Consider the following 22,989-nt stretch of genomic DNA (forward strand, 5'->3'; position numbering starts at 1 on the left):
AAGACCCAAGGCCAACGGAATCGCCATTCTAGAAGCTCTGGAAATCACAATGCGCATTCCGTGAAACAAGGTCGGGAGCAGGGGCCGAGAACGCCATAACGGGCCGCTCAAAACAGGGCGATCGCACGCCTGTTGATGCACCTTCGCAAGCGCTCAGGACCGTCATGGCGACCAACAGAAAAAATCGTGCTTTCACATCATGTCCTTCCAGAATTCTTCTTTCTTGCGCCAATCAGCAGGCGCCTTTTCCTCGCCGGTCTTGCCGCCACCAAGAACAGTAACCAGACCGCCCAAGCCTGCGAGATCGGTATTGACGAACACGCTGTCGGCGCCAGAACGGATCAATGCCAGCCGCAACCCGGCTGTCGGGCTGGAAAGAAAATCCGCCTCGCGCGCGTTCAGGCGCAGGATGCTGTAATCCTCCGGATTTGCCCGTGGATTGGGAAACAGGATCTGGGTTGCCACACTTTCCGCGATGATCTGGCCGACCGAACTTTGGTCCAGATGGCCCGGTGTCTGGGTCAACATCATCACCACGCAGTTGCGCTTGCGCATGGTAACCAGCCAGTCATGGAGGCGCTTGACGAAGATATCGTCAGCCAACATCTTCCACGCCTCGTCGATCACAATGATTGTTGGTCTGCGATCCTCGATCACGCGCTCGATACGGCGGAAGAGATAGGCGAGCAGGGCGGAGCGTTCTGCGTCCTGGTCCAGAAGTTCGGTCATGTCGAGACCAAGGACATCCTCGCCAATGGCAATCGCCTGGGCACTGGGCCTTGAGAAAAGCCAACCGTACCGGCCGACTTCTGTCCATTCCCGCACGCGGGACACCAGGTCGCCATCATCATCGGTGGAGGCCACGAGACTTGCCAAACCGTCGAAGGTTCTGAGGCCCGGCTCCGCGGCGGCGATCTGACGAACCGCCTCGTTCAGTGCTGCGGTCTGGACCGTCTCAAATGGACGGTGACGGGCCAGAATGTCGCCGAGCCAATCTGTCAGCCAGGCGGCCCCCCGCGCATCGGTCTCCGTGGTCATCGGGTTAAAGCCGGTGGGCTGGCCCACCTTGATTTCGCTGTAGCTGCCACCCAAAGCGCGGATCGCCATCTCCAACCCCTGATCCTTGTCGAAAACGATGACTCGCGCACCCACTCTTCGGGCCTGTGCCATGAGAAAAGCCGTGCCGAGTGTCTTGCCGGACCCGGTGCGGCCCAGAACAAGCGTGTGCCCGACGCTTGGCTCATCGATCCGGCGCCCCGCTTCGTGAAAGTTGAACCGGTAGAGGCTGGAGGTCACGGTCGGGAAGGCCGTGATCGTCTTGCCCCATGGGCTGGCCTCAGGTCCGCGCCCTGGCCGTGTCTTGTGAAAGGCCGCCAGTTCCGCGAAATTGTGCGACGAAACGATCCCGTCACGGATCCGGTAGGCCCAGTTTCCGGGCGCTTGCGCGAAATAGAGTGCCTTTGCGGCCCAGGATTCCCGGACCAGAACGGCACCGGTCTCTTGCCCCGCACGCCAGATCTCGGAAGCTGCCTGTTCCAGTTCCTCGGCGCTGTCACAGAAAACCTGCACGGAGGCGTGATGTGTCCCAAAGGTCGACCGGCCGGATGCCACGGCGTCGGCGGCTTCGATCAATTGCTCTGTCAGGCTGACACCAGCATCCTCGGAGGCACCCCGCTGGCGAAAGGTGCGTTGAATGCGCTCAACCATCTCATTGGCGCGCCGCGGCGTGAAAGAGTTGGTGATCGTGATGTCATAGGGCAGTTCCAACGCGTCAAGCATGGTTGGCCAGGTGCGACTGGGATAGGATTTTATCCCGAAAATCGCGCCGTATCGTGCACTGTCGCCGCTTTCCAGCCGCATGGTTTTGCCTTGAAAGCTGACGTCGAAATTGCTCATCGTGTCAGCCAACAGTTGCCCGGGGGCCGCGATGATTTTGCCGTAGCTCTGTCCGTGAACCGCGGCCAACACTGCAAGCCAGTCCCCGCTCGAGACTGTCAGGCGCGCTGCACCTGCGTCGGAATACATGGCCATGAGCAGCGTCATGGCCTCTTCCAGGGCAACAATTCGCGTATCGATGTCTTTCTGGAAATCGCGGCCGCCTCCAAGGGCGCCCAGAACCTTCGAGAATGCCTGCGGCATCGACGGACGCATCAATACTGTCAGCATCAAGGTGCGGGCTTTCAGGTCACGTGCGCGCAGGCTTCTCTGCCACGCCGCGTCTACCGCATTTGCAAAAGGCATACCGTCAGGCGCAGCAAGGTCCGCGACATCCGGGCGTGATACCTTGTTGATGTGGAAACCGAAACGCTCGCCCAACTGACTGACGATCCGGGCAAAGCCTTCACTGATCTCATCGATCCGGGCGTCATCGCTGGTGAAGCTGTCGATCCCGCCAAGCGTGACCGACGCCATCAGATCACCCTGCCGCGTCAGGATGACATTGTCTCGCACCGCAGCAATGTAAGGTAGGTGCCGCCCAAGACGCTCGGCTTTCAAAACCTTGTCCCCAAGTGCATCCCGAACAGCGCTGCTGGCAATTAACCCCCGAAACTCACGCGACATAGAGATCGCCCCCATTACAGGATCGCACACTCGTTCGCGGGGTGCGCGACATCACCACGTTCAAAATCTGAAACAGATGTGGATTGCGGTCTGCGACCAGCCAAAGCGGTGGGTAGCCCGCGAGGAAAACCAGCAGGAACCGCATGTCGTCAACCAGAATGAAAGGGATCACGGATGCGAAGACCAGCGCCACAAAATATCCGATCGGGAGACCGAATATCCGTGGCGGCTTGGTCAGCCCCAGAAAGAGTGGTGTGTCGCGCATGGAGGTCTCTGCGGTCGGTCAGATCAAGGAGCCGCAAAGCCGTCGATGATGGTCTCGGCCGAAAAGATCAGCACCACGCCGACAAACACGGCGACGAAGATCGGCCAGTTGAGGCGCCCGAAAAACATCATGACACCCGATCCCACGAGAGCGAGCACACCGAGGCCACGACCGATCGGACCCGTCACCGCGTCGATGATGTTGTCGATCATGTCAGAGACCGGGCTAAGGTCTTGTGCGAGCGCCGGGGCCGCAGCCAACATCAGCAACGCGGCCAATACCGCCCGGGTGTAGTCAATGCGTTTCATGTTTGGTCTCCGATTGATTGGGCGTAGACGGCCATGACCTTGCGGACATGGCCTTGGGTTTCGCGGTAGGGGGGAATCCCGCCATGGCGCGCCACAGCTTCGGGGCCGGCGTTGTAGGCCGCGAGCGCAAGCTGCGGCGTGCCAAAACGATCAAGTTGTGTCAGCAAGTAGCGGGCGGAGCCATGCAGGTTTTGCTCAGGATCATGCGGATCGACGCCAAGCACGCGTGCAGTGTCCGGCATCAACTGCCCAAGCCCGATTGCGCCGACATGCGACCGCGCGCCTGGATCAAATGCGCTTTCAATAGCGATGTTGGCGCGAAAGAATGCGAGCCAGTCGCGAGAGGACATCCCGGCCCTGCGCAGGGCCGGGTGGTCCGCGTAGACCGAACCCACATCAAGGATCATAGTCTCGACCGCAGGGCGGCCCGATGGGACCCGAGGCGGAGAAAGGCGTGGTGAGTCAAGAGGGACGACCTCAGACCGTGCGACAATGTCGCCTTGCTCGGGTTGGGGTCTTGCAAAGTCGAGAACGCTACTGGTCAGTCGACCAACACGGTCTGGAGCATCGAGATCGATAACGGATTGTGCATAAGTGGAAGGGCCTGAAAGCCCCCAGAGAACGAGGCTAGCCGCTGGTAGGATACCTTGTCGTCTCAAACTCCCACGTGCCTCTCTCACCTTCTCGGAGAGGGCAGCTGAATACCTTTGCGTCGAGCTCCAGGCAGAAGCTCATGAGCCCTGCTGCGGTCTTGAAGACGCGTGGTTTAAGATCCCGGTTGGTCACATAGACCGACCGGTGCACACCGCCTTGACCGTCATTGGAGCAGACGAAAACCGTCCAGCCACCCCTATGCGTATTGCCGCCCTTTTCCGGGGCCTCAACGCATTCCACCTCGATCCATGCCCCACCTTGAATCGCCTCTTGCATGTGCGATGTTAGGATCACGGGGTATTTTGTTCCTGCCATTTTGCCTCCGAAGGAAAGAAGTTCCTACGGAAGTAACCTGCTTTTGCACCGCTTCAAACAGTGCATGTCACAAGATATGCGGCGATGTATCGGAAAACACTTTAGATGGTCAATAAATATCTTTTGATTGATTACGATATTTTTTTGGTGATAGGTCCGACACACGATTCGCCCACAGATTGTCGGGAGACCACCAGATGTCGCGGTTGCTGGCATGTAGCACATTCATCGCCCTAGCGATCCCAGCAACCGCCGAGACGCTGGCGATGGACTGCGTGTTGCCATCGCGGCCGGAGCTGGCGGCCTCGCCTGCGCTCCTGAACGAGTACGGCGATGACATCAGAGCCGAGTTCAACACCTACTTCGATGAGGCACAAACCTATCTGAATTGCCTCGCCGCAGCATCAGCTTCCGCGCAGGCCGAAGTCCGCTTTGTGCTTGACGCTTACCAGGAGATGTTCCAATGAAACGAAGCGCAAAATATGTCAGTAATCATGACATAATTAACATAAGTCTTATTATACGACAACAGTTTAGCGGCGGCGCTCTGTTATGAGGCGGCTTCTGTCAACTGCCGCGATCATCGCGATCGGGCTTACACCGCTTGCTGCCAAACCTGCCGCCGCACAAGGCTACCAGATCGATTGTGCGATCCTCCTATGCCTCGCAGGCGGTTGGCCTGCGTCGGTTCCCTGTGCGCGGGCGCGTGCGGAGTTCATCCGCCGCATCACTCCCTGGCCGGTCGAGCCACCACTGCAGATCTGGCGCTGCCCGATGCGCGCGGCGCTTGAAACGCCGGATCCGGTCGCGCGCCTTTACAGGCTGGCGGGGGTCAATCCCGGGCCAGCAGTTTCCCCGGCCCCCCAGATGGAAGGGCTCCATCTCGCGCAGGCTGTCGGACATGGTGCTGATATCGATGTCAGCGGGTCCGCCTTCGCCTTCATCCGCTCCATTGATGTGTTTGACGCTTCTTTGTCCCAATGGGTGGTTGGCGAAGGCGAGCATTGTCGACGCACGGACCTGATCCGGCATGGTTCTTACGACAGCACCGGACAGTTTCGATGGCGTATCGCCTCCCCGGGCGACCTACCGCCAGCCTTCCAGGGCGACGAAGGTTTCGGGGCCACCTGCCCGAGCATCCGGGTCCGTGCCGTCTTTGTCGACTGGGAAGATCACGAGGGCACTTACGGCTCTGAGCAGGTCAATTACTGATCCCAAACCCCATAGAAGGACTCGACACCCCAGAAAAGAGAACCCCCGCAAGGCGGCAACCATGCGAGGGGCTCAAAGAGCAACGGAATTGGCGTTCCGATAGGTCAACTCAAACTGTGACCCTGTTCTAGCAGCCCCGACGGTCAAGGCAAAGAAAAAACGTATCTCTTGCCGGGATGCGAATGCCCTGTTGCGGCCTTGTCCCATACTGACAAGGACAAGATATGAACTCCACTCGAAACCACCCGGCCTTGCCGGACGTCTGGACCAAAGGCGCTTTAATGGCGCTTCTCTCGGAGATAGCCCCGCATATCGGTCTGCGCCCGGCGCGCCTCGCGGTGCTGAACTACATCATCGGGCGCACCCGCGCCTCCGACTGGATCTCCCCGCACCGCGAACCGGTGTTCTTTGGGACGCAAGACCTCGCAGCGGTCGAACTTGGCAAGACGCCGCGCCAGTTGCGCTCGGATGAGGCCGCGCTGGCAAGGCTCGGCCTGATCGTCAAACGCGTCGCGGCGAACGGGGCTCGCTATGGCCGCGCCGGTCTCGGCTTGATCCTCACGCCGCTGATCGCGCGCCTGGAGGAGTTCATTGCCCTTCGCGACCGGCTCCGCGCGGAACGGAAGCATTTGCGCACCTTGAAAGATCTTCGGTCCCTGCACTTGCGGCACATGAAGCGTGCCATCTCCGCCCTGCCCTCCCGGGCCACTGAGGATCCGCAGGTCGCAGATATTCTTGCCAGTTTCGCAAGCTGGCCACGCAGCGATGCGTTGAGCCGCCTAGGTATGGACCGGCTTACCGCCCACCTGAAGGCAAGTTCCGAGTTGTGCGACCGCATCGACGACTGGCTTGAAAAACACGGGCTTTCTTCCGGCGAACCAGCGGAAAACTTCCGGCCCTTTATACAGAACACCAAGGAAGACTCTCAAAATGTAGAGCAGCCTAGTGCTGTGGATAACTCTACAAAACGCGAGGAATTTGCAGACAGTGAGGCGCCGCCATCACTGCCCTGCCCCGTGTCACCCACTTTGACGCCTGAGACACTGTACGACATTGCTGGCGACGGCCTACGCATGATGCTTGATGCCCGCCGGGAACAAAGCCGACCACTCAGAGACCACGACATCATCGAGGCGGCCTGGCAATTATTGCCGATGCTCGATATCCATCCGTCAGTCTGGTTTGAGGGTCAGAGCACCTTGGACGATCACGGATTGGCGCTCTGCCTTCTTCTGGTTGATGCGGGACGAGATCATCCCAAATATCCTGTCCGCAACTCGGGTGGCTTCATGCGCGAGATGGTACGTCGAGCCAATGCACAAAGGCTTGACATAAATGCAGGCCTTGCAGCTCTGAAGCGGCGCCGTACCGACGTGTCCTTGGCAAAGTAAACTGATGGGCTCTATGTCCTCGACGACATCGGTCTGTTACAACTGTTCGGAAGGAACCAACGCGTGAGAGTTGCGATTTGAAACTAATTGCATATAAGTGGTTGCGGTTCAGACCTCGAGACCGGCCGTCTGAGTCATCCCGGAGGCGAGGTATCCACCATCTACCGGCATCGTATGCCCGTTAACGTAGCGCGCCTGCTCTGACGCCAGGAAAACGATGGACGGCGCGATATCTTCAGGCACTGCGATGAAGCCCGACGGGATCATTTTGAGGAATTCTGCCTTGTTCTCGTCTGTGTAGGCGGCAGCGGTCATGTTGGTCATCGTGGCGCCCGGCGCAACCGCGTTTGCGGTTACACCATAGCGGCCGAGTTCGAGGGCCATCTGCCGGGTGAGTTGGGCGACCGCGGCCTTCGATGTCCCGTAGGCCGTACGACCCACACCGGCGCGAAAACCTGAAACCGACGACAGATTGATGATCCGGCCATACCGAGCTTCCATCATGCCATAGGATGCACGCTGAGCGCACTGGAAGCTGCCCGTGACGTTCACGTTCATGACGTCGTTGAAATCCCGCGGGGAGAAGGTATCGAACGGCTGGACACGAAGGATGCCCGCACTGTTGACGAGGATCGAGACCGTCCCCTTCCAATTCTCAGCCGTCTCGAAGGCACCGTCGATGGCATCGACATCCGTGACGTCCAGACCGACGGAGATCGCGTTGCCGCCTTCTCCCGTAATGATGGCGGCAGTCTCTTCGGCCGATGCCAGATCGATATCGGCCACGACGACTGCAACGCCCGCCTTTCCCAGCATGACCGCCGTCGCCCGGCCAATGCCGGAGCCTCCACCGGTGATCAGAGCGGGTCCCGTTGCGAATGTCAGCATAATTTCCTCCCAGGTGCCGGGCTATGCCCGGGCAAAGTCAGTTCATGACCATCATGTTCGGCAGCCAGGTGATGATACCCGGGAATGCGAACAGGATGATTATCGTGACGAATTCCATGGCGACGAACCACAGGGCTCCTCGGAAAATCGTCGGCAAGGGTGTCTCTCTGTCGATCCCTGCTATGACAAAGCAGTTCAGCCCCACCGGTGGCGTGATCAGACCGATTTCGCACATCTTCACCGTGAGGATACCGAACCAGATGGGATCGAAACCAAGTGAGCGCACGGTCGGAAACATGATGGGGATCGCGATCACCATCATCGAGAACGCATCCAGGAACATGCCCAGAGGAACGAAGACCAGCAGGAGGCAGGCGATAACGAGATATGGCGGAAGGCCTGAATCGACGACTGCTTGGGCGAGCTGGTTGGGCACTTGCACGAGCGTCAGGAAGTATGAGAATACTCCCGCCCCGATGATCGTGAAAAGGATCATTACCGTGGTGTCGATTGTCGAGCGGAAGCTCTCGGTTATCTTCCCGAGTATGCCTTCCTTCCACGCTCCGCGGTGTGACAGAAGCATGAGAAAGGCGGCGAACGCGCCCAGAGCACCGGCTTCGGTCGGCGTCATGAGGCCAAGGTATATGCCACCCATCACTACCATGAAGAGAATGAGTACCTGCCAGGCCTTGCCGGTTCCGACGACAGCCTCTCCCCAACCGGCGCGTGGGGTCACGGCGTTCCGCGAGGCGCCGTTCTTTGCGATGAAGTAGATGCCGATCATGAAAACGACGGTGGTCAGCAGTCCCGGTACAAATCCGGCAATCAGCATCTTTCCCGCTGAGGTCTCCGTCAGCGCCGCGTAGAAGATCAGCAGGACGCTCGGCGGGATCAGAACGCCGAGAACGCCACCCGCAGCCACCGCGCCCGCAGCAAGAGACGGCTCGTACCCGGCTTTCTTCATCTCGGGAAGGGCAACGCTGCCAACCGTCGCCGCGGTAGCAACCGATGAACCCGATGTGGCAGCAAATCCCGCGCTCGTAAGGATCGACGCCATCGCAAGACCGCCGGGAAGATGTCCGACCCATTTGCTCGAGACCTGAAAGAGTTTCTTGCCGACCTCGGCATGATGGGCAAATGACCCCATCAGGATGAACAGGGGAATGATCACCAGGGTGTAGACGGCCGTGGTCGAGTACGGCAGGGACTTCAGACGTGTCATGATGACCGCGAAGTCTTCGACCATGATGATCCCCGCCGCCCCGGACAATGCGAGAGCCGCGAAGACAGGGACGCCGAAGGCCATGAAGAAGAAGATGAGCGCGACCGCGATATACGGCGCCAGTGACGGATCCATGGGGTACCTCTCAGTTGCAGCGCGGGCAGCGCGGGCAGTGGCGGATCATGCTTCTGCTACGCTCGACGTCTCTTCCGCCTCATCGTGAATGAGGGCGGTAACCGCATGGAAAGTCATCTGGATCGCGGCAAGCCAGAGCCCGACAGCAACGCCAACCTTGGTCCACCAGATCGGAAACTGGATGTAGCCCCAGCGGAATTCCCAGATCGAGACGGAATAGATTGCCTCCTGGGTGGAGGACCATGCGAACATGAAGAGTGCGAGTGCTCCGCATCCCCAGGAAAACGCCATCGCGATCCGGTGCGGAAGCCCGGACAGCTTCCTGGTCAGGATGTTGACCCGGATATGCGCATGATCGTTCTGAGCCCACATTGCGCCGAGAAAGACGATCATCACCAGGCTGAGCTCGGACATCTCGAAGACGCCGGAGATCGGATTGCCGGTGATTGCCCGTGTGATGACATCTGCCGTGATGCCGAACATCAGGAAAGCAAGGAAGAGCATCGCGACCGCTCCGAAGGCATCGGAGATCAATTTCAGGATTTTCCTGATTAGGTTCATGATTTACCTCGTGAGCGGTCGCGCGTTATCGTTCGACGTGTTTACGATTCTTGGCTGATCTCATACGGGCGCCTGAGCGTGCCTTCAGGATCATATTTCGAGATCGCATCCGAAATCATCGACTGCATCTCTTCACCGTCGATGCCTGCCTGGGGCGCGGTCTCCTCGACCCATTTGTTGACTTGGGCCGGTTGCACGAGATCGCGAGCGCGCTGCTTCTCGGTGTCAGATACCTTGTTCAGCGTCACGCCTTCCGAGGTCGCCGTCTCCACGTAGCTGGCCAGCACATCCTCGTATATCTCGGTGAACTTGCCGCCGTAGATCTCGCCGACAATCTCGTCCGAAACGGTCCGCACGTCATCGGGTAGTCCATCGTAGACCTGCTTGTTCATGATCGTTGCCGCGGGCGCGTGGGGGCCATCGCCGATATCGTAGAAGTTCGGCGCAATTTCATGAAGTTTGTAGGCCACAGCGGTGACGAAGTCGAAGCCATACACCCCGTCAAGGATGCCCCGTTCAAGTGCCTGGTAGACCTCGCCCGCCGCCATCGGGATGGCGGTTCCGCCAAGCGCCTCGATGACGTCAGTCGCAACACCGTATCCGCGGATACGCTTGCCCTTGAGGTCCTCGAGGGATTCGATGGGTTCGCGCATGACCAGCGGCGCATAGTTCCAGTTAGTCCAGTAGAGAACCTTCGAGCGATGCCGCTGCTCCCATTCAGCGCGCAGCGGTTCGTAGTTCTCGTATACCTCGCGGCATACCCGCTGGAGTGCGTCGGCGTAGTTCATGCGGTAGTACCACTCGAGGCCGCGCGTCACCGGCAGCTCCGCCTGGTAGTAGCCGGGCGAAATCAGCGTGATTTCGGACGTGCCATCACGGGCCGCCCCGAGATGCTCGCCGACCTTGTTCAGCGATCCCGACCAGTAGCGGCGGATTTCCACCTCGCCGTTGGTCCGTTTCTCGAGCTCGTCGAGATACCAGCTGTCGATCCAGGACGGTCCGGCGGTATCGGACACGTAGCTGTCGAACTTGAGTGACGTCGCCGCCCGCAGGATCGACGGTGTACCCATCACGAACGCACCGCCAGCGGCGGCCGCGCTCGTTGCCAGGAAATGTCTGCGCTTCATTTGGTTCCTCCCTTACTTCTTGGATTTTTCCGGTTGTCTCGTCACAGATCCTCTTCTGCAACCGCGAGACGTTCTCGTAGACTGGTCTTCAGAACCTTGCCGTAGCTGTTCTTCGGCAACTCGTGAACGAACACGTATTTTTTGGGCTTCTTGAACGAGGCGATACGGCTTCGACACCAGGTGTCCAGCGCATCCCTGTCGCAAGTGGCCCAGTCGTTCATCACCACGAAGGCCACGACCTCTTCTCCCCACTCCGTGTTGGGGCTGCCGATCACCGACACCTCGTAAACACCGTCATGTTCAAGGATAGCCTCCTCCACTTCCCGGGGATAGATGTTGGTGCCGCCCGAGATGATGACATCCTTTGACCGGTCCGTCAGGGTCAGAAACCCTTCGCTGTCCATCGCTCCGAGGTCGCCGGTCTTGAGCCATCCGTCGACGATGGTTTCGTCGGTTGCTTTCTGGTTTTTCCAGTAACCCTTCATGATCGTATCGCCGCGCACGATGATTTCGCCAACTTCTCCCGTCGGCTTGTTCTTCATGTTATCGTCGACGACACGGACTTCGACACATGACTGGGCAATACCGACAGACGCCCTGCGAGCATCGGCGCGAGGATGAATCCTGTCGGAAACCACATCCCGCGGCATTGCAGTGATGGTCATCGGGGACTCGCCCTGCCCGTAGATGTGGACAAAAAGCGGCCCGAAAGTCTCCAGCGCTTTTGTGATGTCCGCCAGGTACATCGGTCCGCCGCCGTAGATCATGGTCCGGATGCCCTCCCCGCGATAACCGGTCTGCTCTGCATGCCTGACCAGTCGCATCACCATTGTCGGCGCCGCAAAGAAGACAAGGTTGCCCAGCGACTGGGCGAGGGCCTGGATTTCAGCAGGATCGAAACCCTGCGATTCTGGGATGACATGACAGGCACCGGCGCGCACGAACTGGAAGTTGTATAGCCCTGCCCCGTGCGACATGGGAGCCGCGTAGAGGGAATGGTCGCGGCAGGATACGAGGTCGGCATCCAGCGCGTAGCTCGTCGCCATCATGCGCAGGTTCCGGTGCGTTGTCATCACGCCCTTGGGACGGCCGGTTGTGCCCGACGTATAGAACAGCCACGCGATGTCATCCTCTTCGGCATCGACCGGAGGGCGATACTGGTCGGCATGCGACCGGCCGATAGTGCCCGCGAACTCCGGTGCACGGATCCCGACTTCACGGCATGCGACATCCAGATCACCAGGACGGGAGTACAGATCACCTGTCTCGGTTATGACCAGCTTGGCTTCCGAATTCCCGATGATCCAGGCAGCTTCCCGCGGGTGCAGCTTGTTGTTGATCGGAACCACGATCGCACCGATCCAGATCACGCCATAGAGCATCTCGAGGTATTCGGCGCAATTCTTGGCGAAGAGCGCCACGCGATCACCCGGTCGGATGCCATACTGGGACTGCAGGTGGCTTCCGATAGCCCAGCTGTGGAAGGCGAACTCGGCATAGTTCGCGTGCAGGCGCTTCCCGAGCCGGATGGCCGGAGCATCGGGACGCACGAGAGCCGTCTGGTGAAGCCATTTTGCGATGTTCATGTTTTCAGGATTTCTGCGCTTCCAGGACCGAGACGTAGTTGGCCACCGCTGACCCACCCATGTTGAAGACAAGTCCGACGCCTGCATCGGGGAGCTGCATGTCGCCCGCCTGTCCCGTCAGCTGACGGTAGGAGATGGCATGCATCGACACACCCGTCGCACCGACCGGGTGGCCTTTTGCCTTCAGGCCGCCCGAGAGGTTCACAGGAAGCTTCCCGTCCCGGTATACGATACCTTCCTCAAGTGCCTTGCCGCCCTGCCCTTTGGGCATGAGCCCCATCGCTTCGTAGGTCAGTAGTTCCGCGATGGTGAAGCAGTCGTGGACTTCTGCGAAATCAACATCACCGAGTGACAGACCGGCCTCCTCGAATGCCTTGGCAAACGCGCGCTCGGGCCCTTCAAAGGCAAGAAAGTCGCGGCTCGACATCGGGATCAAATCGCTCACATGCACGGCGGAGCGGAAGCGGACGGCCTTGTCGAAACAGGCTGCATTCTCTTCGGTCGTAAGGATCACCGCCGCAGCTCCGTCGGTGACCAAGGAGCAGTCCGTCAAGCGAAGTGGTGGCGCGATCTCGGGGTTCTTGTTGGTGACCTGAGATGTCTCCTCGAAGGTGAATTCCTTCTGCATGTGCGCCAGTGGATTGCGCATGGCGTTGGCATGGTTCTTGACGGAGATCCGCGCCATCGCATCCAGCGGACTTCCGTACCGGCTGGTGTAATCCTGCGCGGCAACACCGAAAACCTGGGGAAAACTGAGCTTCTTTTCTTCTTCGTCGTTCTGGTAACCTGCACCTGCGAGGGCGAGGGTAACGTCCTGCGTCGAGCGGTGAGTCATCTTCTCTGCACCCACCACGAGCACGGTCTTCGACTTGCCCGCCAGGATCGAGTTCATGCCGGCATGGATCGCCGCAGAGCCGGATGCACAGGCGTTTTCCGCCCTCATGCCAGGCTTGAAGCGCAGTTCAGGGTAAGCCTGATGGATCAGGGACGAGGCAAAGCCGTCTGTCACCAGTCCCGAATTGAAGTGACCCAGGAACACCGCGTCGATATCGGCGGGATCGACACCTGCCTCCTCGACTGCTTCTCGCGTGACCTCGACGATTAATGTCTCGAGGTTCTTGTCCAGGCGCCCGAACTTCGAGTGCCCACTTCCGATGATGGAAATCCGCCTAGTCATGAAAAAGTCCTCCTCGAAGAAAATGGTATCACGCACAACTGTTAGGTGGTATTCGTAGAACTACGCGTATATCTCAGTAGTTCTACTGATAGATGGGTCGGGGGGAGGCTTCATGATCGACACATCGACACCCGAGAAGGCCGGTCTCCTGGCCTTTCGCGAATCGCCTGTTGCTCAGATCATGGTGCGATATCGGCGGATCGTTGAGATCAACCGCGCCATAGAGACGCTGTTCGGCTTTGCACGAGTCCAGCTTGTCAACAAGTCTGTCCAGCTCCTCTACCCGACCATCGCCGATTTCAAGCGCATCGGAGAAAACTGCGAGGAAACGCTGCGCAAGGGGGCCACCACGCTCTACGAAGACGAGCGATTCATGCAGACGGCGAAGAAGGAGCTCTTCTGGGCACGTGCCAGGGGCATCACGCTCACGCCCGAGGATCCGTTCAAGCTCATGATCTGGAGCTTCGACCGCATCCAGGACAAGAGGCAGTACCAGTCTGTGAACCTGACCGGTCGTGAACGCGAAATTGCACCGCTTATTGGTCAGGGAATGACGTCTCGGAAAATCGGCGAGCAACTCGGCATCTCGGTCCGCACGGTGGAGTCTCACCGCGCGAAGCTGATGCGGAAGTTCGATGTCAGCAACACCGCCGAGCTCGTATCGCAGATCATTGTTTCGATCTGACATCATACAAGCCAGGGGTTATTCATAGTGCGGATTTGTCGCGCCGCATGACAATCGGGATTAAAGCACTCGATCCACTTGCGGGCATTGACCGTGCTGATGAATAAGCCTCTGGGCGTGATGTGCTCGCACAAATATGCGCGCACAGTAGACCATTATATCCCGCCAGCGCGCCGGAGACGCCGCAATCCAGCGATCTCAACCATTGGCCGCTTGGACAAGCAGGCATCGGGACTTTGCTGCTGACCGATGACGCCGATCGCCTGCACCACATCAGCGGCCCGAAAAATAAAGTCAGAAAGACCTATCGCGCGATAGCTGGTGGGTCATTTCGACGATAGCGAAAGCGCCCTGTTTGCATCGAGCACCTTAAAATTCAAGGGAGATGACAAACCGCTGGCATCTGCCGAATTGCAAACACTCTCAGAAACCGAAGCGCTGCACTGTGTGACCGCAAGCAGATACCGCCACGTGCGCTGCATGTTTGCGGCGACCGGAAATTTCATCGAGGTCTTGCGGCGCGGAAGCCTAGGCGATCTTTGCTTGCCTTAGAACCTGCTCCCCTGTGAGCGGAAGCTGCCGGGCCAATAAGAGATCTCCCTTGTCTTTCGCCATCCTGCGGGGCCGACTCAGATTACTCCAAGCAGCCGCATCGCTTCGGCAACTCGGACGAAACCTGCGATGTTGGCGCCCAGAACATAATCCCCGGGAGCGCCGTATTCATCGGCAGTTTCAGCGCATCGGTCGTGGATACTCTTCATGATCTGCGCCAACCGCTGTTCGGTCTGTTCGAAGCTCCAGCGGTCGCGGCTGGCGTTCTGCTGCATTTCCAATGCCGAGGTCGTAACGCCCCCGGCATTCGCCGCCTTGCCCGGCCCGAACAGGATGCCGGCCTCGCGCAAGATTCGGATCGCCTCAGGTGCGCAAGGCATGTTGGCACCTTCGCTTACAGCAAGCACGCCGTTCCTGACTAGGGATTTCGCATCCTTGCCTGACAGTTCGTTCTGCGTGGCCGAAGGCATCGCCACCTCACAGGGGATATCCCAGATCGAACCTTTGCCCACTGGTAAGAAATGCACGTCGCCGCGCAGCCGTGCATACTCCGAGATGCGTTTGCGGCGGACGATCTTGACTTCCTTGAGAAGTTCTAGATCAATCCCCGCCTCGTCTATGATATAGCCGCTTGAATCCGAACAGGCGATGACCGTGCCGCCAAGCGATTGCACTTTTTCGATGGTGTGGATGGCAACGTTGCCCGCGCCCGACACCACCACGCGCTTGCCGTCGAACTCGGTGTTACGGGTCTCGAGCATAGCCTTAGTGAAATAGGCATTGCCAAAACCGGTGGCCTCAGTACGGGCGCGGGAGCCGCCGTAGGCAATGGCCTTTCCAGTCAATACACCGGATTCATAGCGGTTTGTTAGTCGTTTGTATTGGCCGAACATGTACCCGATTTCACGCCCACCCACACCGATGTCGCCTGCTGGAACATCCGTCTGTTCGCCTATGTGGCGGTGCAGTTCGGTCATGAGCGATTGGCAAAACCGCATGATCTCGCCATCGGATTTGCCCTTGGGGTCGAAATCCGTACCGCCTTTGCCACCACCGATCGGCAGTCCAGTCAACGCGTTTTTGAATATCTGCTCAAAACCGAGAAATTTGATGATGCCCAAATTAACGGACGGGTGGAAGCGCATTCCACCCTTGTAAGGGCCAAGAGCCGAGTTGAACTGAACGCGAAACCCGCGATTGATCTGGACGTTCCCCAGATCGTCGACCCATGGAATGCGAAAGATGATCTGGCGCTCGGGTTCGCAGATCCGTTCGATGAGTGCGTGCTCGAGGTAGTCCGGCTTCTTTGCGACGACGCGCCCGAGACTTTCCATCACCTCGTGTACGGCTTGGTGGAATTCAGGCTCACCGGCATTGCGCCGCATCACTTCCGCAAAGATTGGGTGCAGTTTTTCATCGATATTGTTCATTGATTTAGTCACTTTTCGCGGACAATTTTGGTCGGGTGATGGATGCGCGGGCAGATAAGTTGTCTTATGCCAACCATAGAGCCAGTTATTTGATCCTCAACCGCTGTGCAAGGCGTTCTCAATCAGGATGAGGTCGAGAAAGGTATGTCATGAGGTCGCGGTTAGATGGTTCAAGTTGTGCGGCCTCCAAACCGATGCCGATAGCAATAGGTTTCTGGGCGCGGGTGATGCGCCGATGCCTGATCGTCTAATTACGCGAAGATCGCTGCGGCAATCGATTAATGCAACAGTCCCATCTTGCGGCAGATTCTGCAGGTCAAGGCCATTTCCCCGCAGGACGGATATGTTATGCAAGATTGCTGATTCATAAATTTCTTGAATTGCCGGGGGCGCTGGCTGCACCTCCAAGGATGCAGCCCGGATCGGTCGGAGGCGGAGTTACGGTGCCAGATAGCAGATAAGTGGGCACGTCACGCGCCCGGCATCAACCATGCACTAGAGGGAAAGCTCGTCCTCAGGATTGCCCGAAGCGACCCTGAGTACGGTCAGCGCGCGACGCTCGCCTTCTAGTGTCTGCCAGTGGAAGACTGCACCTTCGGAGAGACCGATGAGTGCGACGCCGATGGGGGTCATGACCGAAACGCGTTGCTGTGAGATGTCGGCATCTTCTGGCAGGACCAGCCTGACAGTGCTTTCATGCGCGGTAGTTTCGTCGCGATAGGTCACTGTCCGGCCAAGCGAAACAGCATGGGGTGGGAGCTTTTTCGCGGGTACTATACGCGCGCGATCAAGTTCATCGAACAAGCGATTCGCAAGGTCTGGATTGCGTCGAAACCCGCCTTCGGCGAGTGACTCTAGGATGTTGAAATCCTCCTGGCAGAGGTCGAGTCGGGGGCGGCGGCGCAGCAGGTTCGACTGGGTCATGGATTTTTGCATGGTGTTGTTCCTTTGCGTGCAATGCGCTGAAGCGCGTTTAAGAAATTCATGGATTGGATAGCGCTGGCCTGAAGCGAATTGGGCGGCCTAGACCGCCGCAATATCCTGATGCGGTAAGGTTTCGAGGATCACGAGCGTGTCGACGGTTCCGTCCTCACGCAGCATCGGGGCACGCTGGTGCCGACGCATTCCAATCATGGTCGCGCCCAGCATCGAGGCGACCCGTATGACACCGGGGCGCTGCATCAGGTCAAATGTCAGGACACCGCTTTGAACACCGCCGCCGCTGATCATGTACACCACATGACAGCCGCCGGTGACCAGATCCTCGGAGGCCGGTTCGCGGGCCGGTATCGCGGTGCGTAGCTTGTGACGCAGAAAGCCGGTCAGGATGATCGGGTAGGGTGTTTCGAACAGCGCCCTGTCCAGCAGTAGCCGTTCAAGCGACGTCCGGTCACTGCGGGTCAGCGAGAACGCGCTTCGTCTAGTGAGGCATTTCCGGTTCGGCCAGGGCGCACCGGTGCCGTGATGTTTATGGGTATTGGTATTGGTTGTGGACATAGTCTTACTCCCGGGAGCGGCAATATATTGCCTACACTTTTCAAGGATTTGAAGAGCCCCGGGTGGTAGGGAAGAACGCTATGCGTCGACCGCCCGGGGAGCCCGGCGGTTCAGAACAGGAAACCGGATATGATTCATGTTCGCTACCATGTAACCCACGGTAGACGTACCCGGTTGTCTGTCAACACCTATTTCCTGAACCGACAAAACCCCGCCTATTGCACACGCCGATAGGGCACCTCTGACTTTGAGCCGACTACTTTGCCCGGATCCGGACAATCTGTTTGCGCGACATCGCCCAGCTGTGGCCCAGCGAATGGTCGATCGGAGTTTGAGTCAAACCACCCGAGAATTGGCGCCAATCGTATGACTGCCGGTATTCATGAACAGGTTGTCATATTGCATCGACCCCAGAACAGGCGTGCCATCAGGTGTAATCGGTCGCAAAACCGGTCCAACCTTCGGCTTTGGAAGTGTCTCCGCGCCGGGTAAGCTGATCGCCAATGACGTCTTTGACTGTATTCGTGGCATGTGGGCCGTGTCGGTTAAAATAGTCTGCAATCTCCGTTCACCTTGCCATGCGAGTGCTGCTACCCAAACGGGCTATCGCACGTTTGTGGGTTTCATCTATGATCGTAAACTTCGGCGCGAAGGCATCATTCGTCACCGGATAGGTGACGGAATATCCCTTCACGGGGCTAGACTGGCAGCTTGATCCCAATGAGGTTCAGCGCGCCCTAGGCATAGCTACCCATGGCGCAAATGTAGGCGCCACCCGTGATGCGGTCGGCGATCTCTGTGTCGACGCCTGCAATCTTACTCCCAATGTTGCATTGTCTTCACGAAGCGGCCATATGGATGGCATGGTGATGTTCACGATCCATAAGAGGTTCCTGCAGTACGCGGGAAATCTGCTAAACCGCAGGTAACCCCGAGCGGGCAATAGTATTATTGCCGTGCTTCGGGGAATCGATCGAACAGCCATCGCAAACCGTTCAAAGCAAGTCATCTCGAACGTGTCGGCAATTGGTTGGCGCGTTGAAAATGTTCGAAGGTTTGGCCTCTTACGAATGGACGACCATATGTTTGCATTTGAGCCTCTCGATGTACGCGCATCCCTGAATAGACGTACCTTTGGGCTAATGGTTACCGTTCCGTTCAGGCGGTGGATGCGGGCAGCAGTCAAGAAATGGCAAGGGCGGACGATGACTGCGGCTCACGCCGCCGGGGATGATCCAACCCTGTGAGATATCGCGATGCATCGGTACGAAATCGCCTGCGGATTCGATGGAATTGGCGACCCAGCGTTTACGGGTAAACAACCCACTCGAAGGAGTGTTGCACCATGACTAAGCCTTTCTTCTTGTTCTGGAACATTGTCCCAACGCGCACGCTGCCCGGAGTGGGTTCATATACGCGCTCAGTGTCGCTGCTCCGGGACCTCCAACACCAACTAACACTCAAATGCCGTGGCGACATTCTTGTCGCCCAAGGAGGTTGAAATGGCCTATTCCGATTACAGCGGACTCGTCCTCGACACAAAATCCAACGAAAAAAGCGAGTATGAAATTCTGAAATCACATTCGGGCGAATGCCGGCTTTCAAAGCGCGATAGACGCGCCCTTACAGCGTACCTGGAACACGCAGTCCATGTAGATAAGGGTTTCTACTTGGCATTGTCGCGTCTTCTGCGCAGGAAATTAAACTATGCGCTGGACTTAGCTGCAGCCTCTCATTTGCGCTCGACTGCGATCGGGGGATCTCGGATCACGTTCGCAATCGACAGGCTCCGAACGCAAAATGGGCGGTTGGTATATTGTGAAAACTACAACCCGAGACAAGACGATATTAACATGGCGTCTTTGCTTGGTGCAACATTGACCGGGATGGAAACGGGTGAGACCGCACCTTTCCTTCAAGCGGACGGATCGTTCCGGCAAGTGCATCTCTTCAGTGTCGTTCACCAAGTGGAGCAATCCTGATTTAGGAATATTCTACGCGATTTCACTCAGGTCCGCTTGCCCAGGTTTGCTGGAATTACCCGTCGCAGGTGGACCTAATTCTCTTTAGCAGACGCTCTGGAAGCCACACGATCAAGAGATTTCCTTTCGCTCTTGAATAGGCATGGTATAAATTTTTCGCTCAAATGTTGAGCATACTTGTGTCTGGGCAGTTTCAAGTCAAAGGTGCCACAACATGTCGATCCTTCTCAATCTAAGTCCCGCCATGGCCGAATTTCGCGCGGGCGAACCGCTACGCGCCGGTCTTGGAGCGCTGGTCGGCATAACGCTCTGCGCCGTTGTCGTCAGCCTTGATTACTTCGTCCCGTCTAGCACCGCTGATGCTGGTTGCACTGGCATGACGAACACGAATGCGTCGGGGTCAACACACGGTGGCATAACTGATCAGAAGCTGCCACTTCGGCAACCATCTCTGGAGTCCGATCATTCGGCGTGGTGTAGATCGCGCGCGTAAACTGCACGGTCGGGTGAGCCGGTGGCTCGATTGCAAGATCGAGATAATCTATCAAAAGGTCTGGCACACGGTCGTGCAACTGCTCGGCAAAGTATTTGGACAGGGCGCACTGAGTGTGCTCCCTTAGAGCTGGCGTCTACATGCATCAGTTTCAAGATAACTCTCCAATCTTGAAAAAGTGAGAAGGCGAAGCAAATTGATCAATGGAAGCGGGCTGGTCCCCGAGACCAAGCAACTACGTCACAGACCGGCAAGGTCCTCGCCCCCGATCTCTATGTCGCTGTCGGCATTTCGGGCGCAATCCTGCACCTCGCCGGTAGGAAAGAAAGCAAGGTAGCCGACCAACACAGTTTGCTGACACCCCTAGTTTAGTGGGAATATCTTTCCGCAGTCAGCCCATCCATTAAAATCTCTGGCGTTTTGCCCAACACGACGTCGGCAACCGCGCGCCCGGAACCGCAAGCCATGGTCCAACCAAGCGTACCGTGGCCGGTGTTCAGGAACAGGTTGTCGTATTGCGTCGATCCGAGCACGGGCGTGCCATCGGGCGTCATCGGGCGAAGACCTGTCCACCCTTCGGCTTTGGAAATATCACCTCCCTTGGGGAACAGATCGCCAATGACGTGTTTGACAGTATTCGTGGCATGTGGGCCAAGTCGGTTGGAGTAACCCGCAATCTCCGCCTGCCCTGCCACGCGAATGCGGTCGCCCAGACGGGTGATTGCCACCTTATGAGTCTCATCCATGATAGTAGACTGAGGCGCATAGGCATCATCCGTCACCGGCAGTGTGACGGAATAGCCTTTCACGGGATAGACCGGCAGCTTGATACCGATCGGATTCAGTACGCCAGTAGCGTAGCTGCCCATGGCGCAGACATAGGCGTCGCCTGTAATCCGGCCCGCGATTTCGGTATCGACGCCCGCAATCCTGCCACTAACGACAGCGATTGATTTAATCGACTGGCCATACTGGAACTCCACCCCCATCTCGACACACTTCTCAGTAAGAGCGATGGTGAACATGCGGCAATCACCGGTGCGGTCAGCGGTCAAGCGCAGACCACCAACGAACTTGTTACGGACTTCCGCCAGTGCAGGTTCAACGGCAATGCAAGCCTCGGGGTCCAAGACCTCGTAGGGGCTGTCGTATTCGGTCAGAACGTCTTGGTCGGCCTTCGATGCCTTGAGCTGTTTTGCGGTGCGGAACAACTGCAACGTGCCTAGTTGGCGGCCATCGTATTCAATGCCCGTTTCGGCGATCAAATCAGGCATAACATCCCGCGAATAGCTAGACACACGTACCATGCGTCCCTTGTTGATGCGGTAGGCATCCTCGTTGCAGTTGCGGACCATCTGCACGCACCACTTCCACATCGTCGGACTAATCAGCGGCCAGATGAACAACGGACGGCGCTTCATGAACATCCATTTGACGGCTTTCATCGGGATTCCGGGGGCCGCCCACGGAGAGGTCATGCCATAGCTCAGCTGTCCCGCGTTAGCGTAGCTGGTTTCAAGCCCAGGTCCGGATTGGCGATCAATCACCACAACCTCAACGCCCTGCTTCGCTAAATAGTATGCGGTGGTGACGCCGATAACGCCCGCACCCATGACAACAACTTTCATAGCAAATACCTTTCGTCCGCAGCTTCAGGCGCAAATTATGCCCTCATCGCGATTACATAATTGCAGACGAGCACCATTCTGCGAGGATGGTGCCCATCGAGCCTTTCGAGTTCGACGTACAGCTTCAGTGGTCCGAAGAAGGTTGGTGAACGCTTAGGATCGTCAAAATGCGCCGCTGGTTCGCCCGCGTGTCCCAATAGAAACTGGCTCCCTCAGCCAAGCCCAAGAGCGCGACACCAATAGGTGTCATGACTGATACGCGCATTTTGGCGATATCTGCCTCTTCGGGATAGACCAGCGTAACGGATTTTTCCTGCCCCGTGGTTTCGTCACGGTAGGTCACGGCGCTGCCCATGCTGACGACGCCTCGGGGCATCTTTGAGGATGGCACGATACGCGCACGCCCGATCTCGTCGAATAGGCGGTCTGCGACTGCAGGTTGACGCTTCATCATGCCGTCGGCCAAACTCTCCAGATGCGTCAGATCATCTAAATTGAGAACTATCTTGGGATTCCGTCTGCTCGGCCTTTTTGCTGTTTGAATAGATCTAGACATCTTTAACTCTCCCTATTTTGGTGATGGTCTTGGGTTTTGCCCAGAGACCTAAATCGAACTTCTAACGTCTTTCACAAAAAGCCTGCCGATACTGCCGTCTTCAAGCAGTAGCGGAGCACGCTGCCCGGTCCTCATGCCGATTAAGGTAGCCCCCAGCAGTGAGGCCACGGGGATGACTCCGCTGGGCTGCCCAGTTCTAGCACGGTGGACAAGCAGACGTGTCTGGGGTGCCGTCCCATCAATGACATAGGTGACGCACGACCCTCCAATCACCAGATCGGTGTAATGCACATCGTCAGCGGGCCGCGTATTCATCAACTTGTTGGCCAGCACATAAGCAAGCAATCTTGTGCCGGCACGACTGGCACATTCGCAGTCCTCAAGGTGCTCCTGTAGCTTTTGATAGTCCGCGGTTGGCATGGTTGCGGGAGTGTTGCGAAGCATTCTGAGCGGGTATTGGGTCTGGATATCTGACGGATCGGGCTGATTGACATCGAACATAGCTTCTCCTCGGGCGAATTTCGCCGCGTTCAGGTTTCATGACTGTGAGGAGCCCCGGGAAGTATGGCAGGCGCGAACGCGTCTAAACCGCCCGGGGGAACGGGCGGTTTAGAAGTAGAAAGCGAAAATGATCTACATGTTCCAACATAGCGTAGAAAGTAGGTCTGGAGCTCTTACGCGTCAATCCTGACTTGTGAATAATTGCGGATCAGCATTTTTGTGCCCTAAATGACCCACTTTTTGGAAAGACGGCTCGAACCAG

21 protein-coding genes and 1 pseudogene are annotated in these 22,989 nt (G+C 57.7%); 6 read left to right on the forward strand and 16 right to left on the reverse strand.

Going from position 1 to position 22,989, the window contains the following annotated elements:
• Window positions 1-192: 192 nt before the first annotated feature.
• The 4 genes from ACSSVY_RS15335 to ACSSVY_RS15350 are packed head-to-tail and all read right to left on the reverse strand — an operon-like array spanning window position 193 to window position 3,680.
• The gene (locus ACSSVY_RS15335) at window positions 193-2,562 is read right to left on the reverse strand and encodes a VirB4 family type IV secretion/conjugal transfer ATPase (RefSeq protein ID WP_454270526.1); all 2,370 of its coding nucleotides are present in this window, start codon (window positions 2,560-2,562) and stop codon (window positions 193-195) included.
• Entirely contained in the window at window positions 2,552-2,827 is a 276-nt protein-coding gene (locus ACSSVY_RS15340) for a type IV secretion system protein VirB3 (RefSeq protein ID WP_037239481.1), read from the reverse strand. Before ACSSVY_RS15340 ends, ACSSVY_RS15335 begins: the two co-directional genes overlap by 11 nt.
• Window positions 2,828-2,850: 23 nt before the next feature.
• The gene (locus ACSSVY_RS15345; RefSeq protein ID WP_219436497.1) at window positions 2,851-3,135 is read right to left on the reverse strand and encodes a TrbC/VirB2 family protein; all 285 of its coding nucleotides are present in this window, start codon (window positions 3,133-3,135) and stop codon (window positions 2,851-2,853) included.
• On the reverse strand, window positions 3,132-3,680 hold the full coding sequence (locus ACSSVY_RS15350; protein WP_408646201.1) for a lytic transglycosylase domain-containing protein: 549 nt from the start codon (window positions 3,678-3,680) through the stop codon (window positions 3,132-3,134). Before ACSSVY_RS15350 ends, ACSSVY_RS15345 begins: the two co-directional genes overlap by 4 nt.
• 621 nt (window positions 3,681-4,301) lie before the next feature.
• On the opposite strand from ACSSVY_RS15350, the gene ACSSVY_RS15355 reads away from it, so the two are divergent.
• The 3 genes from ACSSVY_RS15355 to ACSSVY_RS15365 all read left to right on the forward strand — a co-directional run bounded on the left by ACSSVY_RS15355 (window position 4,302) and on the right by ACSSVY_RS15365 (window position 6,707).
• Window positions 4,302-4,571 (forward strand): hypothetical protein, encoded by a 270-nt coding sequence (locus ACSSVY_RS15355; protein WP_454270528.1) that lies wholly within the window; start codon window positions 4,302-4,304, stop codon window positions 4,569-4,571.
• 85 nt (window positions 4,572-4,656) lie between these two features.
• Window positions 4,657-5,316 (forward strand): hypothetical protein, encoded by a 660-nt coding sequence (locus tag ACSSVY_RS15360; protein WP_151976084.1) that lies wholly within the window; start codon window positions 4,657-4,659, stop codon window positions 5,314-5,316.
• A gap of 224 nt (window positions 5,317-5,540) precedes the next feature.
• Window positions 5,541-6,707 (forward strand): helix-turn-helix domain-containing protein, encoded by a 1,167-nt coding sequence (locus tag ACSSVY_RS15365; protein ID WP_151976083.1) that lies wholly within the window; start codon window positions 5,541-5,543, stop codon window positions 6,705-6,707.
• A 108-nt stretch (window positions 6,708-6,815) separates the two neighbouring features.
• On the opposite strand, the gene ACSSVY_RS15370 is transcribed toward ACSSVY_RS15365, so the two are convergent.
• The 6 genes from ACSSVY_RS15370 to ACSSVY_RS15395 all read right to left on the reverse strand — a co-directional run bounded on the left by ACSSVY_RS15370 (window position 6,816) and on the right by ACSSVY_RS15395 (window position 13,403).
• Entirely contained in the window at window positions 6,816-7,595 is a 780-nt protein-coding gene (locus tag ACSSVY_RS15370) for an SDR family NAD(P)-dependent oxidoreductase (RefSeq protein ID WP_151976082.1), read from the reverse strand.
• A gap of 37 nt (window positions 7,596-7,632) precedes the next feature.
• Complete coding sequence (locus ACSSVY_RS15375; protein WP_151976081.1) at window positions 7,633-8,952, reverse strand: TRAP transporter large permease; 1,320 nt, start codon at window positions 8,950-8,952, stop codon at window positions 7,633-7,635.
• A 45-nt stretch (window positions 8,953-8,997) separates the two neighbouring features.
• A complete protein-coding gene (locus tag ACSSVY_RS15380) occupies window positions 8,998-9,486 on the reverse strand; it encodes a TRAP transporter small permease (protein WP_454270532.1) in 489 nt (162 codons plus the stop codon).
• Window positions 9,487-9,554: 68 nt separating this feature from the next.
• Window positions 9,555-10,640, reverse strand: coding sequence for a C4-dicarboxylate TRAP transporter substrate-binding protein (locus ACSSVY_RS15385; protein ID WP_151976079.1), 1,086 nt, complete (start codon window positions 10,638-10,640; stop codon window positions 9,555-9,557).
• 41 nt (window positions 10,641-10,681) lie between these two features.
• Window positions 10,682-12,226 carry a class I adenylate-forming enzyme family protein gene (locus ACSSVY_RS15390; protein WP_151976078.1) on the reverse strand — a complete coding sequence of 515 codons (1,545 nt, stop codon included), beginning with the start codon at window positions 12,224-12,226 and terminating at the stop codon, window positions 10,682-10,684.
• Between the two features lie 4 nt (window positions 12,227-12,230).
• Complete coding sequence (locus ACSSVY_RS15395; RefSeq protein WP_151976077.1) at window positions 12,231-13,403, reverse strand: acetyl-CoA acetyltransferase; 1,173 nt, start codon at window positions 13,401-13,403, stop codon at window positions 12,231-12,233.
• A 112-nt stretch (window positions 13,404-13,515) separates the two neighbouring features.
• Between ACSSVY_RS15395 and ACSSVY_RS15400 the strand changes: the two genes are divergently transcribed.
• On the forward strand, window positions 13,516-14,088 hold the full coding sequence (locus ACSSVY_RS15400; protein ID WP_151976076.1) for a LuxR C-terminal-related transcriptional regulator: 573 nt from the start codon (window positions 13,516-13,518) through the stop codon (window positions 14,086-14,088).
• A 629-nt stretch (window positions 14,089-14,717) separates the two neighbouring features.
• Here the strand turns inward: ACSSVY_RS15400 and gdhA are convergent.
• From gdhA to ACSSVY_RS15415, 3 genes are all read right to left on the reverse strand, one after another.
• A complete protein-coding gene (gene gdhA, locus ACSSVY_RS15405; RefSeq protein WP_151976075.1) occupies window positions 14,718-16,070 on the reverse strand; it encodes an NADP-specific glutamate dehydrogenase in 1,353 nt (450 codons plus the stop codon).
• A gap of 495 nt (window positions 16,071-16,565) precedes the next feature.
• The gene (gene rnk / locus ACSSVY_RS15410; protein ID WP_254699958.1) at window positions 16,566-17,006 is read right to left on the reverse strand and encodes a nucleoside diphosphate kinase regulator; all 441 of its coding nucleotides are present in this window, start codon (window positions 17,004-17,006) and stop codon (window positions 16,566-16,568) included.
• A gap of 87 nt (window positions 17,007-17,093) precedes the next feature.
• Entirely contained in the window at window positions 17,094-17,567 is a 474-nt protein-coding gene (locus ACSSVY_RS15415) for a hypothetical protein (RefSeq protein ID WP_151976074.1), read from the reverse strand.
• Between the two features lie 1,502 nt (window positions 17,568-19,069).
• Between ACSSVY_RS15415 and ACSSVY_RS15420 the strand changes: the two genes are divergently transcribed.
• Both ACSSVY_RS15420 and ACSSVY_RS15425 read left to right on the forward strand, forming a co-directional pair.
• Window positions 19,070-19,549, forward strand: a complete 480-nt coding sequence (locus ACSSVY_RS15420) for a hypothetical protein (RefSeq protein ID WP_151976073.1) — start codon at window positions 19,070-19,072, stop codon at window positions 19,547-19,549.
• Window positions 19,550-20,285: 736 nt separating this feature from the next.
• A pseudogene (locus ACSSVY_RS15425) lies at window positions 20,286-20,378 on the forward strand (FAD-binding protein); the annotation flags it as partial.
• A 32-nt stretch (window positions 20,379-20,410) separates the two neighbouring features.
• Here the strand turns inward: ACSSVY_RS15425 and ACSSVY_RS15430 are convergent.
• The 3 genes from ACSSVY_RS15430 to ACSSVY_RS15440 all read right to left on the reverse strand — a co-directional run bounded on the left by ACSSVY_RS15430 (window position 20,411) and on the right by ACSSVY_RS15440 (window position 22,727).
• Entirely contained in the window at window positions 20,411-21,670 is a 1,260-nt protein-coding gene (locus ACSSVY_RS15430; protein WP_151976072.1) for a D-amino acid dehydrogenase, read from the reverse strand.
• A 124-nt stretch (window positions 21,671-21,794) separates the two neighbouring features.
• On the reverse strand, window positions 21,795-22,226 hold the full coding sequence (gene rnk / locus ACSSVY_RS15435) for a nucleoside diphosphate kinase regulator (RefSeq protein WP_151976071.1): 432 nt from the start codon (window positions 22,224-22,226) through the stop codon (window positions 21,795-21,797).
• Window positions 22,227-22,274: 48 nt separating this feature from the next.
• Window positions 22,275-22,727, reverse strand: a complete 453-nt coding sequence (locus ACSSVY_RS15440) for a hypothetical protein (protein ID WP_151976070.1) — start codon at window positions 22,725-22,727, stop codon at window positions 22,275-22,277.
• Between the last annotated feature and the right edge of the window lie 262 nt (window positions 22,728-22,989).

This window comes from Roseovarius sp. MBR-51, from assembly GCF_053628575.1.

Coding starts and splice junctions, on each gene's coding strand:
- ACSSVY_RS15420 (WP_151976073.1), top strand. CDS start 19,070: ATGGCCTATTCCGATTACAGCGGACTCGTCCTCGACACAAAATCCAAC.
- ACSSVY_RS15360 (WP_151976084.1), top strand. CDS start 4,657: ATGAGGCGGCTTCTGTCAACTGCCGCGATCATCGCGATCGGGCTTACA.
- gdhA (WP_151976075.1), bottom strand. CDS start 16,070: ATGAACAATATCGATGAAAAACTGCACCCAATCTTTGCGGAAGTGATG.
- ACSSVY_RS15415 (WP_151976074.1), bottom strand. CDS start 17,567: ATGTCCACAACCAATACCAATACCCATAAACATCACGGCACCGGTGCG.
- ACSSVY_RS15370 (WP_151976082.1), bottom strand. CDS start 7,595: ATGCTGACATTCGCAACGGGACCCGCTCTGATCACCGGTGGAGGCTCC.
- ACSSVY_RS15400 (WP_151976076.1), top strand. CDS start 13,516: ATGATCGACACATCGACACCCGAGAAGGCCGGTCTCCTGGCCTTTCGC.
- ACSSVY_RS15355 (WP_454270528.1), top strand. CDS start 4,302: ATGTCGCGGTTGCTGGCATGTAGCACATTCATCGCCCTAGCGATCCCA.
- ACSSVY_RS15340 (WP_037239481.1), bottom strand. CDS start 2,827: ATGCGCGACACACCACTCTTTCTGGGGCTGACCAAGCCGCCACGGATA.
- ACSSVY_RS15395 (WP_151976077.1), bottom strand. CDS start 13,403: ATGACTAGGCGGATTTCCATCATCGGAAGTGGGCACTCGAAGTTCGGG.
- ACSSVY_RS15385 (WP_151976079.1), bottom strand. CDS start 10,640: ATGAAGCGCAGACATTTCCTGGCAACGAGCGCGGCCGCCGCTGGCGGT.
- rnk (WP_151976071.1), bottom strand. CDS start 22,226: ATGTCTAGATCTATTCAAACAGCAAAAAGGCCGAGCAGACGGAATCCC.
- ACSSVY_RS15390 (WP_151976078.1), bottom strand. CDS start 12,226: ATGAACATCGCAAAATGGCTTCACCAGACGGCTCTCGTGCGTCCCGAT.
- ACSSVY_RS15365 (WP_151976083.1), top strand. CDS start 5,541: ATGAACTCCACTCGAAACCACCCGGCCTTGCCGGACGTCTGGACCAAA.
- rnk (WP_254699958.1), bottom strand. CDS start 17,006: ATGCAAAAATCCATGACCCAGTCGAACCTGCTGCGCCGCCGCCCCCGA.
- ACSSVY_RS15440 (WP_151976070.1), bottom strand. CDS start 22,727: ATGTTCGATGTCAATCAGCCCGATCCGTCAGATATCCAGACCCAATAC.
- ACSSVY_RS15345 (WP_219436497.1), bottom strand. CDS start 3,135: ATGAAACGCATTGACTACACCCGGGCGGTATTGGCCGCGTTGCTGATG.
- ACSSVY_RS15335 (WP_454270526.1), bottom strand. CDS start 2,562: ATGTCGCGTGAGTTTCGGGGGTTAATTGCCAGCAGCGCTGTTCGGGAT.
- ACSSVY_RS15430 (WP_151976072.1), bottom strand. CDS start 21,670: ATGAAAGTTGTTGTCATGGGTGCGGGCGTTATCGGCGTCACCACCGCA.
- ACSSVY_RS15375 (WP_151976081.1), bottom strand. CDS start 8,952: ATGGATCCGTCACTGGCGCCGTATATCGCGGTCGCGCTCATCTTCTTC.